This window comes from Sphingobacterium sp. UBA7249 (genome assembly GCF_002472835.1).
GTDB classification, from domain to species: Bacteria; Bacteroidota; Bacteroidia; order Sphingobacteriales; family Sphingobacteriaceae; genus Sphingobacterium; species Sphingobacterium prati.
The window spans coordinates 24,265-49,169 of sequence record NZ_DKST01000024.1; the positions used below are offsets into that span (position 1 = coordinate 24,265).

Genomic DNA, 24,905 nt, shown 5'->3' on the forward strand with positions numbered 1-24,905 from the left:
GATAAACTATTTTTGTTGGAAAATAATAGGATGGACTTTTCCCCTGAAACCTCCTTTTGTAGTGTTTCTTGAGGATCGGACAGGCTATTATGAAAGAGAGTAATAATTTGGGAATATGAAATTGAGCAGCGTTAAGCATTTCATTACTGTTATCAGTTTGTTGATATTAAATCTCTACGCCTTCGGACAAGATTCGGTGCAGGTAAGAAGAGGAGTGGTTAATACCGACAGGTCGGTATCGCATACGGGCTTAAATAGAAGATTCGGTACCGATTCGACTCGAGTGGGGAATGATTCGTTACGCAATGATCTGCGGAAAGTTAATCTGACGTTCTTGTCCAATATTCGTGCGGCATCAATGGCGGAATTTGTTGCTCAGTTAAATGAAAAATCCAGTTCGTATACGGCGGCTAGTGGCAATTCAGCAAAAGATTCTGTTACGGCAGTAAAAAACTCAATTTCCGAAGAAATTAGACAGCTTAGGTCTATTAAAGGGAGTATCGCAAATTATTCCGGCAGTTTAAGTAGCACGCAAGATCAGATCCGGGGTATCATCAATCGATATGATATTAGTGCCAGCAATCACTCGCGCGCGCATCAATATCTTAATAATGCCCAACTTCGGCTAGCGGCAAAGATGGATTCCCTCGAATCGATTAATCGTACAATTGATGAGCTTATCATAAAGGATCAGCGGCATCTTAATAGATTAGACCTGATTTCAGAAACAAAAGCTGTAGCTAAGATGTCGGATTCCGCATCGGTCAGAAAATCGATTTGGAAAGCAAATACAACGAGTATTTCAAAAGATGTGTTGTTAGACAATATTCGCAGTAACTATAAGAATAACAAATCCATCGACAAATATGTCAATCGCACGGATTGGGCGAGCCGGATCTTGTTGATCGTGCTTGGATTGGCTTATTGTTATTGGATTGTACGGGTTGCTTACATCTTGAAACAGAAAGATCCGGAAAATAAGCTTGCCATCGATGCCATTGTCGGAAAAACCATTATTTTGCTGCTGACATTATTGCCTTTTGTCAATTTCTTTACACCGACCTTCATTTTACAGGCCTCTCAGCTGGTGATCATGTTAATCTTCATGTTTCTATTGCGGCATAAAATGACGGGACAGCAACGCAAGATTGCCCTGATTCTGATCATCTTTTACCTATTGGATGTCTTTGTCAATATGATCGTAAGTGATGATCTGTTTTTGCGTATTATCTGTATCGGCTTTAATCTGATCGCATTGGGATTGGTAAGTTATACTAAACGACGTATCAAGAACCCGGAGAGCCCGGGGTATATCAGCAATTTTATCTATGTGGTGTTTGCTGTTTTAAATATCACGGCGATTACATTGAATGTCATTGGACATGTAGAGCATTCACGCAGCTTCAGTATTGCATGTGCAGTTGGTTTGGTGCAGTCATTTACCTTACAGTATTTTGCTGATATGATCAAAGCAGATGTCCGCAACCAGTTCAAAAAGGACCGTTTGGTGTCGGGATTCTGGATGCGCTTTAATGAGCAGCGTACCTTGGCGATTATAACAGAGATCCTTCGGATTGTATGTGTCCTGTTAGCAATTATTGTCTTGGCGAATAACCTTCAGTTTATTGAAACCTTGTTGGAACTTAGTGAAACGTTTTTTAGCAAGGTGCGTAGCATCGGTAGCATCTCCTTTACCTTAGGGAATCTGGTTGTTGCGCTACTGCTCTTGCTCGTGGCCAATTGGTTTCAAAAGAATATCAGTCTTATTGTACTCGGCGGTGAAGATGGTCAGTTAAATCAGGCCTATAATCAGAAAATGACGCTTTTTCCGTTATTTCGTTTGGCGATTATTCTGATCGGCTTTTTTATGGCTATTTCGGCTTTAGGTATGAGCCTGGACAAACTTACCGTCGTCATTGGAGCACTGAGTGTGGGGATCGGTTTAGGGATGCAAAATATCATTAATAATTTTGTGTCGGGGATCATTCTCGTTTTTGATAAGCCTTTCCGTGTAGGCGACCAGATTGAGCTGGCGGATAAAAAAGGGCGTGTCAAGGAGATCGGTATTCGTGCCAGTGTATTGAAAACTGCTGATGGTGCCGATGTGATTATTCCCAATGGCGATTTACTTTCGGGCAGGGTTGTCAACTGGACCTTATCTCAAGAGTATAGCAAAGCTAGTTTTGTTCTTCATATTGACCGGAAAGCAGACCTCGACCAGGCGAAGCAATGGATTAATGACGCGATGACGGCGAGTCCATATTTTGTCAAAGAACGAGATAGCGGCATCAGTGTTCAAGACATCAGCGAAGAAATGATCTATTTAAGCGTGTCCTGCTGGGTGAATTTCGCCGCGAACGCCTCATCTTTTAAAAATGATGTGCTGATTATCCTTTATAAGCAGTTTGAAGAAAAGGGATTGAAATTTTATAGTATCCTGTCTCCTAAAAATAATTAAGGGAGTTTGTTACCCCTTGTAATGTGGAGGACTATTTCGTCTGCAGTTGTCTATAAATTTTTGGACTGTATCCCTTCGCGCGCTTGTAGAAATGTGATAAGTGGCTTTCGTCAGCAAATCCCAGTTCTTCCGCAATTTGTTTTAGTGTATACCCTGTGACTTTAAGCCTATGTTCGATTAATTCGATGCGGTACATAGCAATGTATTCTCTCAGGCTACTGCCAAAGCTCTTTTTAAAATAGATGCCGAAATAAGTTGGGGAGATGTTAAATTTTTGCGCGATTGTTTTTATCTGAAGATATTCAGGCGTGAAAATATGCTGATGGATGTACGCTGCAATTGAACTGTCCATTTGAACAGTATGTTTTTGCGGTAAACGCTGCATTTCCGATATTTCTTTATAACGACCAAAAATAGCGACAAGTTGATCAAATAACCATTGGGACGCTTGGCTGACCTCCGCAATACTGCATAATCTGACCGCTTCCATCATATGGAAGTAGATCAAACGATCGTGCTCCGTCAGGACGAGTTTGCTTTCCCTTAATCCTCTGTCGTTCATTAACTCCATAACCCGGGTGTATAATTTTTGCTGACGCCCATTCCGCCGAAAATAGCTGTCCGTAAAAAGAATGAACAGGAAATGTGTTTTTTCGTAGATGTTAAAGTAGTGCCTATCTGCAGGACTCACAAGAAAAATATCGCCACGTTCATATTCCAGTTCAAATTTATTGATGACCTGTTTTCCGCGTCCGGCACGTATATAGACAAGTTCATAGTAATTCTGCGCGTGCATGGGGAGGTGAAAAGTGTCTTCCACAAATTCACTGATCAATAAGGGCTCAAATTGTTTTTTTTGCATTCCATATTTGATATGTAGTATTAAATGTACAAAAAAATAATGTATTTATACATGTTTTTATGTGCTATACTGTTGCACCTTTGTGTCAAATAAAATTGTAAAAAAACATGGTTAATTTTATAATGATTGCGTTTTGTATCGCTGCCGGTATGCTATTAAGAAGAGCAAAGTTAATTCATGGGGAAGCACACAAAGGAATCAACACCTGGATACTTTATTTTGCGCTTCCGGCGGTTTCCTTTAAATATATACCAAAGATTGTATGGTCTTCACAGATGCTGTTTCCGATTTTTTCAGCGATTTTGGTATGGGTTGGAAGCTGGTTATTTATGGAATGGTATTGTAGGCGAAAATCCTATAAGCAGCGTTCCAGAAGCAGTCTGGAGTTGGCGGCAGGGTACAGCAATACGTCCTTTATTGGATTTCCCTTGATCATGGCCTATTTCGGAGAGGCACAGTTGCCTATAGCGATTATTTGTGACCAGACAACATTCATCTTATTGTCCACTGCGGGGATTATCAATGCCCTGAAAGCGAATCTGCATGAAGGGCAATCCATTGATGCAAAATTTATGGTGAAGAAGCTGGTTACTTTTCCACCTTTGATCGGATGTCTCCTCGCATTGACCTTATCCCAATTTTTTGATTTCAGTGTGGCTGAACCCTTTTTTGATAAACTCGTAGCGACAGTAGGGCCGCTGGCCTTATTTTCTATTGGTTTGCAATTGAAGTTTGACGGCTGGCACCAACAAGCGGCACAGATCAGTACAGCTATGATCTATAAATTGGTTTTGGCACCACTATTGGTTTTGTTATTTGCATTAATACTGGGCGTAAAAGGTCCCGTTGCCCGGATCAGTATTTTTGAAGCTGCCATGCCTACGTTGGTCACTTCGGGTATTATTGCTGAGCAGTATCACCTCAATACAAAATTGGTAAACTTGGTGATCGGTTTTAGTATTGTAGCGGGACTAATAACGACCGCACTATGGGATCTAGTGATCCAGTTTGTGATTGCCTGATTCATTTCCCGACTTTTTGGTTTCCGTATTCAATGCGACTGACAATAGCTTGTGTATTAAAATGATACTAGGAACAACTTTTTTGTGTTTCAGCTGTTATAGCAGTATAACCATCTATAAAAGGAGGTATATTATGAACCTGATACATAGAATTGAACATTGGGGAAACGTCCATCACCCACAATGGATTGATTACCTAAGAATTGCCTTGGGCATCATGATTTTTGCTAGGGGGGTAAGTTTCGTAAACGATAGGCAAGTGGTTGAGCACATGATTGAACAGAGTAGTTTTCACCTGTCCATATGGGGAGCTGTTCATTATGTGGTCTTTACGCATCTGGTCGGTGGCTTATTCCTCATTTTGGGGTTCCAAACTCGTTTAGCGGCTTTATTGCTGTTTCCTGTCTTGGTGGGGGCTGTCTTTTTTGTCAATATCACCAATGGCTTTAGTTATTTGAATTCCGAATTATGGCTTTCTATAGTCGTCTTCTTTTTGTTGATCTTTTTTATGGTCATGGGATCCGGAAAATATTCCCTTGACAATATGATGAACAAACCTGGATACAAAAGGGATATCTAAAATAAAGGCACCTTCATTCATGAAGGTGCCTTTATTTTTTCGCTTTTTATTTGCTTTGGTTGTCAATCCAATTGCGTGCATTGACAAAGGCTTCTAACCAAGGGGAAACCTCATCTTGGCGTCCTTTCGGATAGTTTGCCCAATGCCATTGGAAAATCGAACGCTCAATATGAGGCATCGTTGCCAAGTGACGTCCAGTTTTATCACAGATCATCGCTGTATTGTAGTCCGAACCATTGGGATTGTGTGGATATTGCTCATAACCGTATTTTGCAACAATATTATATTGTTCTTCTGCAAGTGGTAGATTGAATTTTCCTTCACCATGTGAAATCCAAACTCCCAGCGTACTGCCGGCTAATGTAGAAAGCATAACGGAATTATTTTCCTGAACTTTCACTGAAACAAAATTTGACTCATGCTTTCCTGATGTGTTGTGCAGCATTTTACCATGAATCTCGTGCTCCGGATTGATCATTTCCAGTTCCATAAACAATTGACAGCCATTACAGATACCGACAGAAAGGGTATCCGGACGTGCAAAAAAGTCTGTCAATGCCTTTTTCGCTTTCTCGTTGTAAAGGAATGCCCCGGCCCATCCTTTTGCCGAACCTAAAACGTCAGAATTCGAGAATCCACCAACTGCGCCGATAAACTGAATATCCTCCAATGTTTCGCGGCCTGAAATCAGGTCTGTCATATGCACATCTTTTACATCAAAGCCTGCCAAGAACATTGCATTTGCCATCTCGCGCTCTGAATTGGAACCCTTTTCCCGAAGAATGGCCGCTTTCGGACGTGCTTTACTTCCGTCGATCGTTGGTTTTTTGCCATCGAACTGACTTGGGAAAGTAAATGTTAACGGTTGATTTTTGTAGTTATCGAAACGTTGTTGTGCAGTTCCGTTTTTCGATTGTTTCGAATCCAATAGGAATGAAGTGGTCGACCAAACATCACGTGTTGCCGCAACATCAAAGCTGAAGTTCTCTTCTCCGTTTTTGATGGTCACTGTAGTTCCTGCCATCGCATGACCGATTTTTATGGCATCAACGCCAGCTTCTTTGACAGCTTGCTCGAAAACAGCATCATCCTTCGCCTGTAGTACAAGACCAATATTCTCACTGAACAGCACTTTCACCGAGTCAGATTCATTTAAATCAGAAAGGTCGTAGTTTGCAGCCAAATTAACGTCTGCAAATGTCATTTCCAGAAGGGTAGTGATCAGACCACCGGAGCCGATATCGTGGCCGGCTTCGATTTGGTTATCGTTGACTAACTCCTGAACGGTATTGAATGCGGTTTTGAAATAATTCGCATCTTGGATTGTCGGAACTTCCGTACCTAATTTATTGACAATCTGAGCAAAAGAAGAACCGCCTAATTTGAAGCCGTCTTTTGATAGATTAATGTAGTAGATGGAACCTGCATTTTTGTTTAAAACGGGCTCGATTACCTTGGTAATATCCGTACAATTTCCAGCGGCAGATATAATCAATGTGCCGGGAGCGATTACATTTTCGCCATTTGGATATTTTTGCTTCATCGACAAGGAGTCTTTTCCAGTAGGAATATTGATCCCTAATGCGATGGCAAAATCCGAACAGGCCTTCACGGCTTGGTAAAGTCTAGCGTCTTCACCTTCGTTATTTGCTGCCCACATCCAGTTGGCTGAGAGTGAAATACCGGCAAGACCGTTTATGATCGGCGCAAATACGATATTTGAGAGTGATTCTGCAATAGCTGTTTTACTGGCGGCTGCGGGATCAATCAATGCGGCAACAGGGGAGTGCCCTATCGTAGTGGCGATACCCTCTTTTCCTTTGTAGTCAAGAGCCATGACGCCAACGTTATTTAAAGGCAACTGCAACGGGCCTGCACATTGCTGTTTTGCAACGCGGCCACCGACACAACGGTCGACTTTATTGGTCAGCCAATCTTTGGAAGCCACTGCCTCCAATTGCAAAACCTGATTTAAATAACTTGGGATATTCGCTGAATCATAGCTCAGATCTGCGTAGTTACGCGTGATAGTTTTATCACGCATAAAAGTTTTTGGTGATGAGCCAAAGAAGTCCTCCAAAGCATAATCCATTGGCTTTGCACCATTGCTTTTGGATGCAAACGTAAAACGATGGTCACCAGTGACATCACCTACGGTGTACATCGGTGCACGCTCGCGGTCAGCAACACGTTTAAGGGTAGCAATGTCATCTTCAGCAATCACCAAGCCCATTCTTTCCTGCGATTCATTACCGATGATTTCTTTCGCTGAAAGTGTAGGGTCGCCTACCGGGAGCGCATCAAGATCGATTAAACCACCTGTTTCCTCAACCAATTCGGATAGACAGTTTAGGTGTCCACCAGCACCGTGGTCATGGATAGAGACAATAGGATTGTGATCGGATTCCACCATGCCTCTTACAGCATTGGCTGCACGTTTTTGCATTTCCGGGTTTGAGCGTTGGATCGCATTCAGTTCAATACCTGAACCGAAAGCACCTGTATCTGCAGAAGATACAGCCGCACCACCCATACCAATGCGGTAATTTTCACCACCTAAGATGACGATTTTATCGCCTGTTTTTGGGGTATGTTTTTTGGCTTGATCCAGTTTTCCATAACCTACACCACCGGCTTGCATGATCACTTTGTCATAACCAAGCTTACGGCCGTCCTCTTCATGTTCGAAAGTAAGTACAGAACCTGTAATTAAGGGTTGTCCAAACTTATTACCAAAGTCAGAAGCTCCATTGGAAGCTTTGATGAGGATATCTACAGGGGTTTGGTAAAGCCATTGGCGTTCTTGCATGGCTTTCTCCCAAGGGCGATCTTGTAATAGACGGGAATAGGCCGTCATATAGACCGCTGTACCCGCCAAAGGAATAGCACCTTGACCACCGGCCATACGGTCACGGATTTCACCACCGGAACCTGTAGCCGCTCCGGAAAACGGCTCCACAGTCGTTGGGAAATTGTGTGTTTCAGCTTTTACCGATAAAACAGAATCGAAGGATTTCTCCTCGTAAAAGTCAGGTTTGTCGGCCGATTTAGGAGCAAACTGAGTGACACGTGGACCTTTAATAAAGGCTACGTTGTCTTTATAAGCAGAAACAATCTTATTGGGATTTGTTTCGGAAGTTTTCTTGATTAGTTTAAATAGGGAAGTAGGTTGTTCTTCACCATCAATGATAAAAGTCCCATTGAAGATCTTATGTCTACAGTGTTCGGAATTGGCTTGTGAAAAAGCAAAAACTTCAGAGTCTGTCAAAAGACGGCCCAATTTAGCAGCAAGGTTGTTGAGGTAAGCTACTTCTTCCGGATTTAATGCCAATCCTTCGGATTTGTTGTAGGCATCAATGTCTTCAATTTCCAAAATAGCTTCCGGAGTGATGTTGACCGTGTACGTGTCCTGCGTCAACATACTGAACTTTTGCGAAATCATTGGGTCGAAATCATTGAAATCCGCTGGTACCGGTTGAAATTCTTCGATGCGAACAATTCCTTCAATACCCATGTTCTGTGTAATTTCTACGGCATTGGTACTCCAAGGAGTGACCATCGCTGCGCGGGGGCCTACAAAGTAATGGTTAAGGGTTTGGTCGTCGAGTTTTTTGGCGTTGCCGAATAGCCAGTTAAGTTTAGTAATGTCTTCTTGTGATAAAGAGTTTACGCTTTGAACACCATATATGGTGTTCGATGGGTTCTCAAAGAAATGAATCATTATAAATGTTTGTTTTGAACGTTCTTCAAATTAAAGCACAAAGTTACATATTATTTTTATGGAAATGATCGAAATGTTGATTAAAAAACGAGTGGATATTCGTGTCATCAAGAGCGAAATTGAGTCTCCGTAATAAATAAATTTAGCGTTGTATTAAGGTGTATTAATTAGTGTAGACAAATTTTATCATTCTACAACCTGTTGGGGTACGTTTATCCCTTCATTCATTATTTCGGCGTATAACCTATCTCCTGCGTTTATTAAGCAAATATTTCTGTAAAGTAATTTATGGTTTACGGGTTATGTCAGAGCGGTATACGTGTTAAAACTTAACGGATGAGATTCGGGAAGTATTGGGTTGATCACTAAATTGACGTTGTATATAACCTCAAATTTATCTAAGTTTGTGCATCAAATCAAATTCGAGATGAACATTTCATATAATTGGTTAAAACAACACGTTAATATAGATTCGACTCCGGAGGAATTATCTTTGATCTTGACAAATACAGGATTAGAAGTAGAGGCCTTGGATGTTGTACAGAGTATCCCAGGTGGGTTGGATGGTTTGGTCGTTGGCGAAGTAAAAACTTGTGAGCAACATCCCAATGCCGATAAATTACGCGTCACTACAGTTGATGTGGGCGCTTCCGAATTATTGAATATCGTATGTGGAGCACCAAATTGCCGTACCGGATTGAAGGTAATTGTAGCAACAGTAGGTACAACATGTCATCCCTCGACTGGAGAGCCATTTAAAATTACCAAATCTAAAATTCGTGGTGAAGTATCTGAAGGAATGTTATGTGGAGAAGATGAGATTGGTCTAGGGACATCCCACGCGGGCATCGTTGAGCTGCCTGTTGATGTTCCAGTGGGAACATTGGTAAAAGATCATTTCAATATCCAGGATGACTATCGCTACGAAATTGGTCTTACACCTAATCGTGCCGATGCTGCTTCTCATCTTGGGGTAGCACGCGATATCGCGGCTTATTATCGCACGCATATCTTAAAAGCAGATGTTTCAGCATTTCAAGCCGCAGAGGCAACTGGAACATCGGTTGTTGTTGAGGATACTATTGCATGCCCTCGTTATAGTGGAATCAATATTTCTGGCGTTCAGGTAGGTGAATCGCCAGACTGGCTGAAGGAAAAATTAAATGTGATCGGCGTGCGTCCGATCAATAACATTGTTGATATCACGAATTATATATTGCATGATCTTGGTCAACCGTTGCATGCTTTTGATGCAGATAAAATTGCGGGCAACAAAGTGCTTGTCCGTAGGGCCACAGAAGCTGAAAAATTTGTGACCTTGGACGGTGTTGAGCGTACTTTGTCTGCGGAGGACTTAGTGATTGCGGACATTGAAAAACCAATGTGTATTGCAGGTGTTTTTGGTGGAGCTCACTCTGGTGTCTCTACTGAAACAACGAATGTATTTTTGGAGTCAGCTTATTTCAATGCTGTTTCAGTTCGTAAGACATCCAAAAGACATGGTTTGAAAACAGATGCCTCTTTCCGTTTTGAGCGAGGTACAGATCCTAATATTACGGTGGAAGCGTTAAAACGTGCGGCATTATTGATTCAGGAAGTAGCTGGCGGAACCATTTCATCCACCTTAAAAGATGAATATCCCGTAGAAGTTAAGCCGTATTCATTTCATGTCAGCTATGCGAACGTGGTGCGTTTAATTGGACAGGCAATTCCAAGTGAAGAGATCAAAGCCATTATTGTGGCTCTTGGCATTGAGATCGCCTCGGAAACCGCTGCGGGACTGGATGTCTTAGTACCTGCATATCGCGTTGATGTAACTCGTGAAGTGGATGTGGTAGAAGAGGTATTACGGATTTATGGTTACAATAACATTGAACTAAAATCCCAGATCAAAGCATCATTAAACACCGTTGAAAAGCCAGATAAGGAAGTGGTCTTAAATCAACTGGCTGACTTATTGATTGGTAATGGATTCCGTGAAATATTGGCGAATTCGTTGACAAAGCTTGATTATGCAGATGACAGCGAGACAGCGGTAAAATTGTTCAATCCATTGAGTTCGGATTTGGATACCATGCGTCAAAATATGTTGTTCTCTGTGTTGAATGCCATTGAATATAATCAGAAGCGCAGAAATTTTGATCTGAAATTCTTCGAATTTGGTAAAACCTATGCGTTGGATGGAGAAGGGTATAAAGAAACGCAGCATTTGACTTTTGCAATAACAGGAAGGGCAGAAGCAGAACAGTGGAATAGTAAAAAGGGAAATGTTAATTTCTATAACCTCAAAGCGGCAGTTGATACGATTGTTAAGCGTCTAAAGATTGAGGGCATACAAATACAAGATGCGCCGAGCAATCATTTTGCGTACGGATTGAGTTATATGAAAGGTCAGAAATGTCTGGTTTCTTTCGGTGCGGTAGCTCATGCCAACTTGAAAAAAGCAGATGTTGAAGGGCAGGTTTTCTTCGCGGATTTTGACTGGGATGTCTTGATGAAAATCATTCGAAAGAATAGTATTCAATACAAAGAAGTGTCGAAATTCCCTGCAGTACGCCGTGATTTATCGCTGTTAATTGACGAAAATGTGAGCTTTGACAAACTTCAATTTGTCGCTCAAAAGACCGAACGCAAGCTTTTAAAGGAGGTAAATGTGTTTGACGTGTATAAAGGGGATAAAATTCCGGAAGGGAAAAAGTCTTATGCTCTGAGCTTTATCTTGCAAGATGAAGAAAAAACATTGACCGATAAACAAATTGATGCGATAGTTCAAAAATTAATTGTTAATTTTGAGAAGGAACTAAGCGCAGAGGTGCGTGGTTAATTAAAGATATAACATTAATTGGTAACATTCGATTTACGCTATGGCAACATTGTCTTCACAAATGAATCTGATCGTTGAGAAAACGAAAAACTTAATTCAAATGTGCGAAGTCTTGCAAGAAGAAAATGATTTGCTTAAATTAGAGGTACAATCCTTAAAAGTGGCTTTCGATGCGAGCAACGATAAAAGCAAGCAATTGGAAGAGAAGGTCAAGGCGCTGGCAGTAGCCCGAACGTTGGATTCTGAAACGGATAAGGGGGCAATTAATGAAAAAATACTTGACACAAAACAAAAAATTAACGATTTTGTGCGAGAAATAGACAAGTGTATTAGTTTGTTGAAGTAGTTGGAATTTGGAGATCATCAGAATTTAAACTAATACAACGTTAAAAAGCTCAAAGAAATGGGAGAGATTTCCATAAAAATAAATATCGCAGATCGTGTTTATCCCCTACGGGTGGAAAGCGCGGAGGAGGAAGTGATTCGACATGCTGCGAAATTGATAAATGAAAAAGTAAAGGAATTGCAGGAAAACTATACTGTGAGAGATAAGCAGGATTTGTTGTCCATGTGTGTATTGCAGTTCGCTACGCGTATGTTAAATGCGGAGCGACAGTCCCAGAACCACGAAGTGGGGTTAGAGAATTCAGTACAGGAGCTTGATCAGTTGTTGACGGATTTCTTTAAAAAATAAATTTACGTTCTTTATATTTAGAGCTTAAACGACGAATTTGCCGCAATTAAATTCGGGTTGTCACTATTTTAAACTTAACGCTTCAATATTACAGGCGCAAAAAGATATAGGCCATTTTGCGAAAGCCATCTGGGTCATAATCTAAGCCTAATTATGTAATCACGAAGTTTAATAATACATGAGACCTGTTTAAATTTAATTGCGGTTTTTTTTTGGTAAATGAAATTTAATATTAATAATAAAAACAAACATATATAATACAATTATACATACATGGACGTCGCAATTTATAGCATAATTTCTCTGATTGTTGGTGTAGTTATAGGTCGTTATCTGTTGGTTCTGTTATTCAAAAAACAAGAACAGGAAGCCAAAGATAAGGTAAATAGCATACTAAAAGATGCAGAGCAAGAAGGAGAACACATTAAAAAGAAACGCTTATTAGAGGCGAAAGAAAAATTCCTTCAATTAAAATCCGAACACGAAAAGGAGGTGAATCAACGTAACAATACCATCAACCAAAAGGAGAATACGTTGAGACAAAAAGAACAATCCATTAACCAAAAGCTGGAAAGCATCAACCGCGATAAGCAGGAGGTGGACACCAAAAAGAAGCAGCTGGATAAATTGGTTGAACTCAATGAAAAGAAATCCGAAGAAGTTGAGGCTTTAAAATTACAACAGATCAAACAATTGGAGAGTATCGCCGGTGTTACAGCGGACGAGGCTAAAAACCAATTGGTGGATTCATTGCGCGAGGAAGCGCGTTCGCAGGCCATGATTCAGATCAAGGATATTGTGGACGAAGCGAAATTGACCGCGACAAAAGAAGCGAAAAAAGTCGTTATCCAAACCATTCAACGTACGGCTACCGAATCCGCAATCGAAAATACGGTATCTATTTTCAATATCGAAAATGATGAGATCAAGGGCCGTATTATTGGTCGTGAAGGCCGTAATATCCGTGCTTTGGAAGCGGCAACAGGCGTAGAGATCATCGTGGATGATACACCAGAAGCAATTATCTTGTCTGGATTTGATCCCGTACGTCGTGAGATTGCCCGTTTGGCCCTACACCGTTTGGTGACTGACGGACGTATCCACCCGGCTCGTATCGAGGAGGTTGTCGCAAAAACACGCACACAGATTGAAGATGAGATTGTTGAAATTGGTGAGCGTACAGCCATTGACCTTGGGATCCATGGATTACATCCTGAATTGATCCGTATGGTCGGACGTATGCGTTACCGTTCTTCCTATGGACAGAATCTTTTACAGCACTCCCGTGAGGTTGCCAATTTTGCAGCAACAATGGCTGCGGAGCTTGGCTTGAACGTCAAACACGCAAAACGCGCTGGATTGCTCCACGATATTGGTAAAGTGCCTGATGATAATCCGGAATTGCCACACGCAATTTTAGGTATGCAGCTTGCTGAGAAATATAAGGAACACCCTGATGTATGTAATGCAATCGGTGCACACCACGATGAGATCGAAATGACAGCGTTGATTTCGCCTGTTGTACAGGCATGTGATGCTATTTCGGGAGCACGCCCGGGAGCACGCCGTGAGGTGGTTGAAAGCTATATCAAACGTCTGAAAGAACTGGAGGACCTAGCATTATCCTACCCAGGTGTGGAAAAAACCTTCGCCATCCAAGCTGGACGCGAGTTGCGCGTTATCGTGGAAAGTGAGAAGGTATCTGACGCACAGTCAGAGATACTGGCTGCCGATATCTCCAACCGTATCCAAACGGAAATGACTTATCCGGGACAAATTAAAGTAACTGTTATCCGTGAGACAAGATCCGTGTCTTACGCAAAATAGATCCCAAGGGATCGATAATAAAGAAAAGCTCCAATCTGCTATAGGTTGGAGCTTTTTTATTATCCAAAAAATTCAATTAAATCTGCAACACTGTGCAGGAGATAGGCTGGCGATTCCTGTTCGAGTTCCGCTTGGCTGCCATAACCATAAAGCACAGCAATGGCATCCATGTTTGTCTCTCTGGCACCGATGAGATCATGTTTGCGGTCACCGATCATGATACAGTCATGCGGGTTCGTTAGACGAGCATTTTCCATCACATATTGAATGACACTGGTTTTTGTAGGCCTGGAATCGTCCAGGGCACTTCCTCCGGCGAAATCGAAATATTGGTCTATAGCAAAGTGCTGCAATATCCTATGCGCAAAGATTTCGGGTTTGGATGTTGCCAAGTAAACCTTATAATCTTTCGATTTGAGTCTTTCCAGTAGCTCGGGAACGCCATCAAACAGCATATTCTCATACAAACCCTGCGTGGCAAAGCGTTCACGGTATTTGTCCACACAGGCCAAAGCTTCCTGTTCCTCAAATCCGTAGCTGTGCATGAACGTATCTTTCAATGGCGGCCCGATCAGCGGTTTAAGACTATCTAGGTCAGGCGTAATAATTCCCTTGGCTTCGAGTGCATAAGCGATGCATTTGGTGATGCCCTCAGCAGGGTCGGTCAAGGTTCCATCAAGATCAAATAAGATGTGTTTATAGGACTTCATGCTGCAATATTACGGAATTGGATAGGAGATTGCCAGCTAAAGCCAGAAGAATGCATTTAATGACAAGCATCAGACCAAAAAAATAATATTATTATGGCGCGCGACCGTCTCGGCAGACCAATATTTATTAAATTTGCCGAATGAAACAAAAGAAGAAAGTTCAGGAAGTAGAACCAAAGCGTCCGGTAGATACCTATTTTGAAGAGTTGGATGCTAATTTTCAAGACCCGACCAATCGCATGATTCAGATTATCTTTTTGCCGCTGCTGTTCTTCGGCCTGATGGGCTGCATCTGGATGATTCCTTTCCCACAGTTTGAATTTTTGGTGAAGCTCAATTGGCATACTTTTTTGAATTGGGGTTCTTTCTTCATTGCGGTTGTGATCTATTTTTACCTTAAGCTATCCGCAACCCTGTCTTACGCGATTTTATTCTCGATCGGGGCAATGAGCTACTTTATTGTGCAATTGGAATATGTGCAAAAAAATGGTGGCCCTGCAGTGATATGGGTATGCCTTGCGATTGCTTTGCTCGCACTGGCGGCGTTGTATATTGGTAAAGGAAAAGAGAAAAAAGCAATCAGCGGAAAACAGTTCCTACAATTCCTGCTCATTGGCCCGATATGGTTATGGCATTTTGTATTTCAGAAGTTCAATATTCGGTATTAAACGATCTATATAGGACAGGTATTCGAGTTTAAAAACAGAGTTTTGCAGCAAAATAAGGGAATATTTATCCTGTACATGATATCAGAAAGGCCAGATTGCACAATGCGATCTGGCCTTTTCTATTTATTTTTTTGATTCGTCATCCTGATCAGCCCGATCAATTTTTATAATTGAACCATTTGATGATTTCCTTAAGGCTTGCCTTTTTACCATAGATCAGGATGCCGACACGGTAGATTCGGGCAGCAACCCAAGTGATCAATAAGAATGTCAGGATCAACAAGGTCAATGAGGTTAATATCTGCCACATCGGCACACCAAAAGGTATCCTGACCAACATGGCAATAGGTGATGTGAACGGAATAAAGCTTAGCCAAGTAGCAATGGGCCCATTGGGGTCGTTGATAATGACGCCAAATGAAAGGATATACGTCAACAATAAGGGCATGGTAATGGGCATGGAAAACTGATTGGCCTCTGTTTCATTGTCTACAGCGGAACCAGCAGCAGCAAAAATAGCGCTATACAGCAGGTATCCGGCAATAAAAAACAGAAAGAAGAAGATGATGACTTCGGTGAAGTTAAAGCTCTGTAGCGACGTAAGGATAGCCGCTGAATCATTCTGCGCTACCGCCTTCGATACGGTACTCATACTGCCAGCTCCGGGCTGACTGGCAGCAACCTCCTGCATATCCTGCGGATTGACAAACAAGAGTGTTGCCGTTATGAAAAGGCCCCCGGTAAGCAGCAGCCACATCACAAATTGAGTGAGGCCGACCATCCCAATCCCAACAATTTTACCCATCATAAGCTGAAAAGGCTTGACGGAGGAGATAATAACTTCGATAATACGATTGCTCTTCTCTTCGATGATACCGCGCATCACCTGTGCGCCATACAGAAAGAGGGAGAGATAAACCAGGATGGCCAGTGCGACACCAAGTCCCATGGCGATAGCAGTATTACTGTTTTTCTCTTCACCGTCAGCCGTGATCTCTTTGGCATCTATAGCAACTTTGGGTTTGATGGACTGGATAATCTGCAAGTCTATTCCCTTAGCTTTATACTCTTTTTCGCGGATGATTTCTTCCAGTTGTCCGCCGATGATCTCCTGCGTGACAAAACTTGTTTTGCCACTGGTAATCAGTTCGGCCTTCTGGCTGCTAAGAATATCCTTGGGAATGTACAAGATCGATTGTTTTCCTTCGCTCTCTGAGAGCTGCTTTTTTTGCGCCTTTAGATCTAACTTGCTGATCGTATAGCTTACGTTTTTATTGCTTTGGAGTTTCCCCGCAAATTCACCCTGTTCATCAATCACAAAGACCTCGGTGTGGGCATCTTTGAAGCTTTTTTTAGTCAGGTAAAACATGCCCGCATACAATGCAAAAAAGAATAGGGGCACGGCAAAGGTCATCACAATAAAAGATTTTTTCTTGACGCGGGACAAATATTCCCGTTGAATAATAAGTAATATTTTATGCATGATCGTTGGCTTTAGGTGAGACTTGAGTAACTTTTTGGATGAAAATATCCCCCATGGAAGGTACGATTTCTATCAATTGATTGAGCTGTATTTGTGGTAAAAAATGTATTAATACATCATTTATATGAATACTGCTATTTAACTGAATTGTAGTGATGTATGTTTTTTCAACCCTTGTAGACGTTATGATCTCGAAGAGAGCGTTGTTGGACAGAAGAAAATTATCTTCGGTTGCTGTATATTCCAATTTGTAAGTTTGATTCCGATATTCTTTTTTTATCGCTTGAACAGAGCCATCCAGTATTTTCTTTGATCGGTTGATAAGCGCAATATTATCGCAAAGTTCTTCGACCGTTTCCATGCGGTGTGTCGAAAAGATAATGGTGGCCCCTTCCTTATTCAATCGTAAAATCTGTTCTTTGATGATATTGGCATTGACCGGATCAAAGCCGGAGAAGGGCTCGTCGAGGATAATTAATTGCGGCTGGTGGATGACGGTAGCGACAAATTGGACTTTTTGCTGCATTCCCTTGCTGAGGTCTTCGATCTTCTTGTCCAACCATGAGGATATATCAAGACGTTCGCACCAGTCGTGTATCCGATGTAAAGCTTCTTTTTTAGAAAGCCCTTTCAACTGCGCCAGATAAAGCATCTGATCACCGATTTTCATTTTTTTGTAGAGCCCCCGTTCCTCCGGGAGGTAACCTATCTGGGCGATATGCTGCGCGCCCAATAATTCGCCATTGAACCGGATTTCACCCGAATCCGGAGCAGTGATCTGGTTAATGATACGGATCAGGGATGTTTTTCCCGCTCCATTTGGACCCAACAGGCCAAAGATCTTTCCTTTTGGAATCTGGATGGACACATCGTCCAATGCACGATGATTGGCGTAATCCTTGGTAACATGATTGATTTCGAGTAACATCTTTTTAGGGTTTAATTAAATTCAGTATGGCGAAAAAATATAGCATATATCGTTTGCTATCAAATATACACTTGTTTATTTTGACTATTAGTATCTGAAGAGCATTAAATGTTACAGATTGGGCGTTCAGTTTTTTATTGCATAGAAGGTTGTAAACCTTGCCAAACGGATTCATTTAATGTACCTTTGTTCCATGGAAGTAAAAAAAGCCGAATTCGTGTGTAGCAACACGAGAGTTGACAAATTACCTGCGCCAAATTTGCCTGAGTACGCCTTTATAGGCCGTTCTAATGTAGGTAAATCTTCTTTGATCAATGCCATGACAAATAAGAAGGGACTTGCCAAAACCTCTCAAAAACCTGGTAAGACTCAGTTGATCAATCATTTTATTATAGATGATACCTGGTATCTGGTCGATTTACCTGGTTATGGATTCGCTAAAGCATCCAAAACAAGTCGTAGTGAATGGGAAAAATTCATTCGCAGATACCTTACACATAGAGACAATTTACAATGTGTATTTGTTTTGGTAGACAGTCGTCTCGAACCACAGAAGATCGATCTTGATTTCTGTTATTGGTTGGGTGAATGCGGTTTACCCTTTATGTTAGTCTTTACCAAAGCAGACAAGCAATCAGCAGTAAAATCTGATGCGAATATTGCAAAATTTAAAAAAGAGCTGTTGCAATGGTTTGAGGAGGTGCCGCCGATCTTTTTGACCTCGGCTGAGAAGAAAGTAGGTCATGAACCGATTCTGGAAACCATTAATGAAGTCAATCGCCGATTTGTAGGGCCTGAGCCGGAAGAAAGAATGCCGTTTTAAGTAGTTCAAAAAAATAAAATTCGTTAACATCATCGCTTGGTCAACCTGATCATTGCCGAGGATAGGGTGTCGAACGTTTTAAAATCCATTAAGATCACCTCATGAAGAAGTATCTTTCTTTAGTTTTATTTGCACACAGTGTATTTGCGTTGCCATTTGCCCTTATAGGCTTCTTCTTAGCCCTGCATACCACTGAATATGCCTTTTCCTGGAACCTATTACTATTGATGCTGTTGTGTATGGTAACGGCGCGGAATGCAGCCATGGCCTTCAATCGGTATTTGGATCGGGATATTGATGCCATCAATCCGCGGACGGCAATGCGTGATATTCCGGCAGGGAAGATTTCGGCCCGGAATGCATTGATCTTTACGGTTGTCAATTGTTTACTTTTTGTCACAGCGACTTATTTTATAAATTCCCTGTGCTTTATGCTGTCACCCATTGCACTCTTTGTTGTGCTTTTTTATTCTTATACCAAGCGCATTACACCCTTGTGCCATTTGGTACTTGGGGCAGGATTGGGGTTAGCACCAATTGGGGCATATATGGTGATCACCGGACAATTTGCAACTGTCCCTGTTTTGTATGGCTTTGCTGTATTGACCTGGGTGAGTGGCTTTGATATCATTTATGCATTGCAGGATGAGGCCTTTGACCGGGCCAATAAGTTGAACTCCATTCCTGTGTGGTTGGGAACAAAAGGGGCGATGCGGGTATCTGAATGTTTACATGTGCTGTCTTTTATATTTGTTTTAATACCTGCCTTTTTAATGCCCGTCGGTTGGATTTATTATTTAGGAGTTGCGTTTTATGGTGCATTGCTGATCTATCAACACACACTGTTTTCGTCGACAGATCTAAGTCGGGTAAACCGCGATTTCATGACCACCAATGGTTACGCTTCGGTCATCTTTGCCATCTTTTATCTTTTGGATATCTGGTTGATAAAATAAACGTTTTAGCATAAAATAAGAAAGGCTTTAGGAATTCCTAAAGCCTTTCTTATTTTTGTGTCTAATCCAATATGCGTACTATGAAAAAAAATATCCTTTTTGTTTCAATTTTATGTCTGTCATTGACTTCTTATGCCCAAAAGCTAACCAGCTATGTCATCCAGTATAATCAAAGTTTTAATGGGAATACGCCTGCTAATCAAAATGCAGTACTGGTGTATGCCAATGTGAATGAAACGTATGTCAGCTCGGAAAAAGATATAAAAGGACAATTGTTGCCGCCTTACGAACGCGTACTAGTGGACCGATCGTCTGGAAATGCCTTGCTTAAAATTGCGAAACTCAAAGATGGTTCCCTTATCCTGACAAGAGACTCTTTGGCGCTCTCCAAACAGAAATTTACACCGACCAATGAGACGAAGACGATTTTGGGCTATCCCTGTAAAAAAATGGAAACCAGTATCAATTCCAATAAGATCGAGCTATGGTACACGGATAAACTAGGGGTAAAAGGAGCTCCGATCGAGTTGGGGCAGGATCTTGGCTTAGTGCTGGAAGTAATCAGAAACGGCAATACAAGGACCTTCGCAACGAAAGTCGAGAAAGTGAATGCTGTCCCTGATCAATTGAAGCTAAAAGGAAGCGAAAAGCGCTATGATGAACTTTCCTATAAAGACCTTATTTGGAAAAATCGTTTTATCCGGCTTCCTATCTTTCAAAAAGAGCGCATTCGTTTTTCCGAGGATGTCAAATCTGATTCAATCCTGCGTTTTGCGAATGGTACAGTCATTGTCAAGAAGGTCAAAATACCGGAAATCAAACTTAGCGATAATGTGTTTGTTCAACTTGTGGAGCAATCAAAAGGTGATGCGTATGACCGAACCGGATCCGTTTTTATTATTCCAGCAAATAAAGCACAGAGTTTTATGGATGGTATGAAAAATGGCATGTCAACCTTACCAAAGTATGAAAATGGAAATGGAAAGAGTTATCAAGGCGTGGTAAGAACGGCGACTTTCGAACCTATTGTTGAATTGATGCGATTCTTTACACCTTTTGGTGTTAAGCAGTTTAACTATCTTCAGTTAAAGGATAAGGTCTGGCAGGATTCGGTGCTTTACCGGCAGGATGTGTCTGAGCTCGCTGGGATGTTGAGCGAACAGGAAGTGTATGTAGGTGCATTCATTGGCAACTATGACAAGAATGGTCATGAAGTTAGCGTTGAGCTCACAATTCACCCAGGTTTTGAGGCAGGATCAGAAGGAAATCTAAAAAAGACGATGCCGTTATTCACGACGACCAATGTGATGGAAATGGGAGGGCAGGAGTATGGATCCATGTTTGATCAGGATAAGGGGCTGACGCTCTCGTTCCATTTGGATCAGGATGCCAAAAATGTGCAACTGCGTTACATCACAACCGGTCATGGTGGTTGGGGAAATGGCGATGAGTTTGTACCCAAAGAAAACCGAATTTTCCTAAATGATGCCTTACTGTTTAAGTATACACCCTGGCGTAACGATTGCGGTTCTTACCGTCTGTCCAATCCCGCTTCGGGTAATTTTGCCACGGGATTATCTTCGTCCGATTTGAGTCGTTCCAACTGGTGCCCAGGAACAGTGACTCCACCAATTTACATCGATTTAGGTGATTTAGAAGCTGGTGATTACAAATTGCAGGTTCAGATCCCACAAGGCGCTCCGGAAGGAACAAGTTTCAGCAGCTGGAACGTCACCGGAACCCTACTGTTCGATTAAATTGAATGATATAAGTGAGGTATTGATTTTATTAGAATCAATACCTCATACGTTTTATCTAAGTGTTTGGCCTGTCCGTACCTATTATAATGGATAAGCAGTTTCACTCTTTGTTTCCGATAATACAAAATAGGTCTGTACGGTATTGACCTGCGGGAGCACCGCCAGACGGTGTCTTAAAAAAATGTGATAAGCATCCATGTCTTTCGTAGCGATGCGTAACATGAAATCATACGATCCGGCCATCTGATAGCATTCCATAACTTCGGGAAACTTGGCTACTTCTTTTTCAAATTCGTTCAAAACCTCAAAGGTATGTGCTTTCAGGAATACCTGCGAAAACGAAATCAGTCCAATCCCGATTTTATGCCGATCCAGGATCGCTACCGTTTTTTTGATATAACCCAGTCTTTTTAATTTTTTTACCCTTTCGTGCACTGCTGCGATTGATTTATTCAATTCAAAGGAGAGTTCCTTATTACTTAATGAAGCATCATGCTGTAATAAGCGCAATAATTTTAGATCGATATCGTCCAAATCCATAATCTGAATATTTTCGGTGTTGTTGCAAAATTACAATGTTTGTATGAATAATTTATTGTCTATGATGTGTTTTTATTGAATTTTTCTTGAAATTATAGTTTTGTATTGAATAATATCTTGTTATTGTTCAATTTTGCAACAGAATAATCATTTATATAAAAATGGCTGAACAAGAATTACTAAGTGCATGTTTATCGCCTGCATTGGACAAAAGATTTAAGCATTTGTGGAGATTGGTCGGTAACACGCCAATGTTGGAATTGCAGTATACCTACAAAGGTAAGCCAGGCCGGGTATTCGTAAAATGTGAGAATTATAATTTAACAGGTAGTATCAAAGACAGAATGGCTTTATATATCCTGTATAAAGCATATATGAATTGCCAAATTAGACCGACGGATGTTGTTATTGAAGCTACGAGCGGAAATACAGGAATTGCTTTTTCGGCAATTGGTAAAGCTTTGGGACATGAGGTAAAGATTATCATGCCAAATTGGTTGAGTAAAGAGCGTACCGATATTATCAGAAGCATGGGGGCCGATATTCAGCTGATCAGTAAAGAAGAAGGCGGTTTTTTGGGTAGCATTCGTTTGAGCGAAGAGCTTGCTGCCGCTGGAGGGGTTTTTCTTCCTCGACAGTTTGAAAATCAATATAACGCCGAAGCACATGAGAAAACGACCGGTTATGAAATCGTGAAGCAACTGGAAGAACAGGGCTTGATTGCTGATGCCTTTGTGGCTGGAGTGGGGACAGGCGGAACCGTCATGGGGGTAGGGCGTAGCTTGCGGAAGGCTAATCCAAATGTTCGTGTACATCCCTTGGAACCGGCAGAGAGTCCAACATTAACAACAGGACATAAAGTTGGTTCACACCGCATTCAGGGTATATCCGATGAATTTATTCCAGCAATTGTGAATTTGGATGAATTGGATCGTGTTGTTTGTGCCAACGATGGCGATTCGATTATTATGGCCCAGAAGCTGTCAAGGCAATTGGGACTTGCCGTTGGAATTTCTTCCGGGGCAAATGTTATAGGAGCAATCAAGTTACAACAGGAGTTAGGCGACGAAGCGGTTGTCGTCACGCTACTATGTGATGACAATAAGAAATATTTAAGTACGGATTTGGTAAAAGAAGAGCCTGTTAAACCGGGCTATTTATCCAGCGATGTTGATTTTCTGGGTTTTCAACCAATTTGTAGGCTGCCAAATCCTGTATTTGGGGCATAGTAAGATTTAGTTTCATATGTTTATAGTGAACTCGGGGAGTGTATTGCTCCTCGGGTTTTATTTACACAAGAAACAAATGAACAGGTCTCCAAGCAAATAAATTATGAAAAACACATGATATTCTGATGAAAACTAATTTTAAACTATTAACCCTTTTATTCCTGCTCATCTTTCCTCTTGCTATGTTTGCGCAGCAGGATAGTACAGTTAGCACGGAAGGTATCGAATTCACGGATGGTACAATCAGCCCGGATTCATTATCTTTTGAAGAGTCGCCTGACACGGTTACAGCTCCTGTTGATTCCAGTAAGACAACGGTGGCTGCCACGGCTAAAGCAGCTGGTCCGGCAGAAGGTGGAAAAAAATCACTTTGGAGTATTTTTATCGCAGGCTTGGTTGGGGGCTTCGCAGCCTTATTGATGCCCTGTATATTTCCGATGCTTCCTTTGACCGTAAGCTTCTTTACCAAACAGTCAGGCAGTCGCGCGAGTGGTATAAGTAAAGCTTTATTGTACGGGCTGTTTATTATTGTGATTTATGTCGCTTTGGGCATGATCATTACCATTGCATTTGGTTCTGACGCGCTCAATGCCCTTTCGACCAATGGGATTTTTAATTTTATTTTCTTTTTGCTGTTGGTGGTATTTGCAGCCTCATTCTTCGGTGCATTTGAAATTACCTTGCCGAGCTCTTTTGTGAATAAAATGGATGCCAAGTCTGATAAAGGAGGACTTGTAGGTCTGTTTTTTATGGCATTTAGTTTATCGTTAGTGTCGTTTTCCTGTACCGGGCCGATTATCGGAACGCTCCTGGTGGAAGCAGCGTCAAAAGGTGAACGATTGGGGCCAGCCATAGGTATGTTGGGATTCTCTATTGCCTTGGCTATTCCATTTGGCCTATTCGCCATGTTCCCATCAATGCTTAAATCGCTGCCTAAATCAGGTGGCTGGTTGAACAGTGTAAAAGTGGTGCTTGGTTTTTTGGAGCTGGCTTTGGCATTGAAATTTTTGTCGAATGTAGATTTGGCTTACCATTGGAACTGGTTGGACAGAGAAGTATTCCTCTCTTTATGGATCGCCGTATTTGGTTTGATGGGGCTTTATCTGATCGGTAAAATTAAGTTTTCCCACGATAGCGACCTCAAATTTCTGTCTGTTCCGAGAACAATACTCGCTATTGTGGTTTTTTCCTTTGTGATTTATATGATTCCCGGTTTATGGGGAGCTCCCTTAAAGTCTATTTCAGCCTTTTTGCCACCATCGGCAACCCAGGATTTTGATTTGTCCACTGGAGTTGGCAATAGTACTGCTGCGCATACGGATGGAAAAGTCAAAAAATACGCTGAGATTTTTCACGAGCGTGGTACACCAAAAGGCTTCGATCCCTATTATGATTACGATCAGGCTTTAGCAACAGCGAAAGAACTCAACAAACCTGTTTTGATTGACTTTACAGGCTGGAATTGTGTTAATTGCCGTAAAATGGAGGCAAACGTATGGACAGATCCTGCGGTAGCCAAGTTGTTGAAAGAAGAGTTTGTAATGGCCGAGTTATTTGTGGATGATAAAACCGAATTGCCTGTCGATGAGCAGATAGTTTCTACATACAGTAATAAAAAAATAAAGACTATCGGAAACAAAAATAGCGATTTTCAAGCCGCTTCATTTAATAGTAATTCGCAGCCATTGTATGTGATTGTTGATCCAAACGGTCAGGTGCTGGTTCCTCAAAGTGGGGCAAATTACAATGTTGAACAATACAAAGCATTTCTACAGAGCGGTGTAAATGCATTCAAAAAGAAAAACTAACCATCGTCATAT

At 41.5% G+C, this 24,905-nt stretch carries 19 protein-coding genes; 13 read left to right on the forward strand and 6 right to left on the reverse strand.

All coding sequences use genetic code 11. The features are described 5' to 3' along the window. Nucleotides 1-115: 115 nt before the first annotated feature. The gene (locus B4A24_RS15875) at nucleotides 116-2,458 is read left to right on the forward strand and encodes a mechanosensitive ion channel domain-containing protein (RefSeq protein ID WP_293946072.1); all 2,343 of its coding nucleotides are present in this window, start codon (nucleotides 116-118) and stop codon (nucleotides 2,456-2,458) included. A gap of 31 nt (nucleotides 2,459-2,489) precedes the next feature. Here B4A24_RS15875 and B4A24_RS15880 read toward each other — a convergent pair whose 3' ends face one another. Beyond that, the gene (locus B4A24_RS15880; RefSeq protein ID WP_293946073.1) at nucleotides 2,490-3,320 is read right to left on the reverse strand and encodes an AraC family transcriptional regulator; all 831 of its coding nucleotides are present in this window, start codon (nucleotides 3,318-3,320) and stop codon (nucleotides 2,490-2,492) included. A gap of 107 nt (nucleotides 3,321-3,427) precedes the next feature. Between B4A24_RS15880 and B4A24_RS15885 the strand changes: the two genes are divergently transcribed. Then, nucleotides 3,428-4,342, forward strand: coding sequence for an AEC family transporter (locus B4A24_RS15885; RefSeq protein WP_293946074.1), 915 nt, complete (start codon nucleotides 3,428-3,430; stop codon nucleotides 4,340-4,342). A 133-nt stretch (nucleotides 4,343-4,475) separates the two neighbouring features. Beyond that, nucleotides 4,476-4,922 (forward strand): DoxX family protein, encoded by a 447-nt coding sequence (locus B4A24_RS15890; RefSeq protein ID WP_293946075.1) that lies wholly within the window; start codon nucleotides 4,476-4,478, stop codon nucleotides 4,920-4,922. Nucleotides 4,923-4,968: 46 nt separating this feature from the next. Here the strand turns inward: B4A24_RS15890 and purL are convergent, their stop codons facing one another. After that, the gene (gene purL / locus B4A24_RS15895) at nucleotides 4,969-8,643 is read right to left on the reverse strand and encodes a phosphoribosylformylglycinamidine synthase (protein WP_293946076.1); all 3,675 of its coding nucleotides are present in this window, start codon (nucleotides 8,641-8,643) and stop codon (nucleotides 4,969-4,971) included. Between the two features lie 427 nt (nucleotides 8,644-9,070). Between purL and pheT the strand changes: the two genes are divergently transcribed. From pheT to rny, 4 genes are all read left to right on the forward strand, one after another. Continuing rightward, on the forward strand, nucleotides 9,071-11,467 hold the full coding sequence (pheT, locus tag B4A24_RS15900; protein WP_293946077.1) for a phenylalanine--tRNA ligase subunit beta: 2,397 nt from the start codon (nucleotides 9,071-9,073) through the stop codon (nucleotides 11,465-11,467). 40 nt (nucleotides 11,468-11,507) lie between these two features. Further along, nucleotides 11,508-11,813: a hypothetical protein gene (locus B4A24_RS15905; protein ID WP_172395240.1), complete on the forward strand. Its 306-nt coding sequence runs from the start codon at nucleotides 11,508-11,510 to the stop codon at nucleotides 11,811-11,813. Nucleotides 11,814-11,870: 57 nt separating this feature from the next. Next, entirely contained in the window at nucleotides 11,871-12,161 is a 291-nt protein-coding gene (locus B4A24_RS15910; protein WP_046675831.1) for a cell division protein ZapA, read from the forward strand. Between the two features lie 273 nt (nucleotides 12,162-12,434). Next, entirely contained in the window at nucleotides 12,435-13,988 is a 1,554-nt protein-coding gene (gene rny, locus B4A24_RS15915; protein ID WP_293946078.1) for a ribonuclease Y, read from the forward strand. A gap of 59 nt (nucleotides 13,989-14,047) precedes the next feature. Here rny and B4A24_RS15920 read toward each other — a convergent pair whose 3' ends face one another. Beyond that, nucleotides 14,048-14,698 (reverse strand): HAD-IA family hydrolase, encoded by a 651-nt coding sequence (locus B4A24_RS15920; protein WP_293946079.1) that lies wholly within the window; start codon nucleotides 14,696-14,698, stop codon nucleotides 14,048-14,050. A gap of 140 nt (nucleotides 14,699-14,838) precedes the next feature. Between B4A24_RS15920 and B4A24_RS15925 the strand changes: the two genes are divergently transcribed. Then, nucleotides 14,839-15,366 (forward strand): Mpo1-like protein, encoded by a 528-nt coding sequence (locus tag B4A24_RS15925; RefSeq protein WP_293946080.1) that lies wholly within the window; start codon nucleotides 14,839-14,841, stop codon nucleotides 15,364-15,366. A 157-nt stretch (nucleotides 15,367-15,523) separates the two neighbouring features. Here B4A24_RS15925 and B4A24_RS15930 read toward each other — a convergent pair whose 3' ends face one another. Together B4A24_RS15930 and B4A24_RS15935 are read right to left on the reverse strand one after the other, a co-directional pair. Further along, entirely contained in the window at nucleotides 15,524-16,849 is a 1,326-nt protein-coding gene (locus B4A24_RS15930; RefSeq protein ID WP_293946081.1) for an ABC transporter permease, read from the reverse strand. After that, nucleotides 16,842-17,777, reverse strand: a complete 936-nt coding sequence (locus B4A24_RS15935) for an ABC transporter ATP-binding protein (RefSeq protein ID WP_293946082.1) — start codon at nucleotides 17,775-17,777, stop codon at nucleotides 16,842-16,844. Before B4A24_RS15935 ends, B4A24_RS15930 begins: the two co-directional genes overlap by 8 nt. A 193-nt stretch (nucleotides 17,778-17,970) precedes the next feature. On the opposite strand from B4A24_RS15935, the gene yihA reads away from it, so the two are divergent. The 3 genes from yihA to B4A24_RS15950 all read left to right on the forward strand — a co-directional run bounded on the left by yihA (nucleotide 17,971) and on the right by B4A24_RS15950 (nucleotide 21,313). Continuing rightward, nucleotides 17,971-18,600, forward strand: coding sequence for a ribosome biogenesis GTP-binding protein YihA/YsxC (yihA, locus tag B4A24_RS15940; protein WP_293946083.1), 630 nt, complete (start codon nucleotides 17,971-17,973; stop codon nucleotides 18,598-18,600). Between the two features lie 101 nt (nucleotides 18,601-18,701). Then, the gene (locus B4A24_RS15945; RefSeq protein ID WP_293946084.1) at nucleotides 18,702-19,556 is read left to right on the forward strand and encodes a UbiA-like polyprenyltransferase; all 855 of its coding nucleotides are present in this window, start codon (nucleotides 18,702-18,704) and stop codon (nucleotides 19,554-19,556) included. A gap of 80 nt (nucleotides 19,557-19,636) precedes the next feature. After that, nucleotides 19,637-21,313 carry a PNGase F N-terminal domain-containing protein gene (locus B4A24_RS15950; RefSeq protein WP_293946085.1) on the forward strand — a complete coding sequence of 559 codons (1,677 nt, stop codon included), beginning with the start codon at nucleotides 19,637-19,639 and terminating at the stop codon, nucleotides 21,311-21,313. 84 nt (nucleotides 21,314-21,397) lie between these two features. On the opposite strand, the gene B4A24_RS15955 is transcribed toward B4A24_RS15950, so the two are convergent. Further along, a complete protein-coding gene (locus B4A24_RS15955; RefSeq protein ID WP_172395379.1) occupies nucleotides 21,398-21,859 on the reverse strand; it encodes an Lrp/AsnC family transcriptional regulator in 462 nt (153 codons plus the stop codon). 158 nt (nucleotides 21,860-22,017) lie between these two features. Between B4A24_RS15955 and B4A24_RS15960 the strand changes: the two genes are divergently transcribed. Both B4A24_RS15960 and B4A24_RS15965 read left to right on the forward strand, forming a co-directional pair. Then, the gene (locus B4A24_RS15960) at nucleotides 22,018-23,085 is read left to right on the forward strand and encodes a PLP-dependent cysteine synthase family protein (protein ID WP_293946086.1); all 1,068 of its coding nucleotides are present in this window, start codon (nucleotides 22,018-22,020) and stop codon (nucleotides 23,083-23,085) included. A 125-nt stretch (nucleotides 23,086-23,210) separates the two neighbouring features. Further along, nucleotides 23,211-24,893, forward strand: coding sequence for a protein-disulfide reductase DsbD family protein (locus tag B4A24_RS15965; RefSeq protein WP_293946087.1), 1,683 nt, complete (start codon nucleotides 23,211-23,213; stop codon nucleotides 24,891-24,893). Nucleotides 24,894-24,905 lie beyond the last annotated feature (12 nt).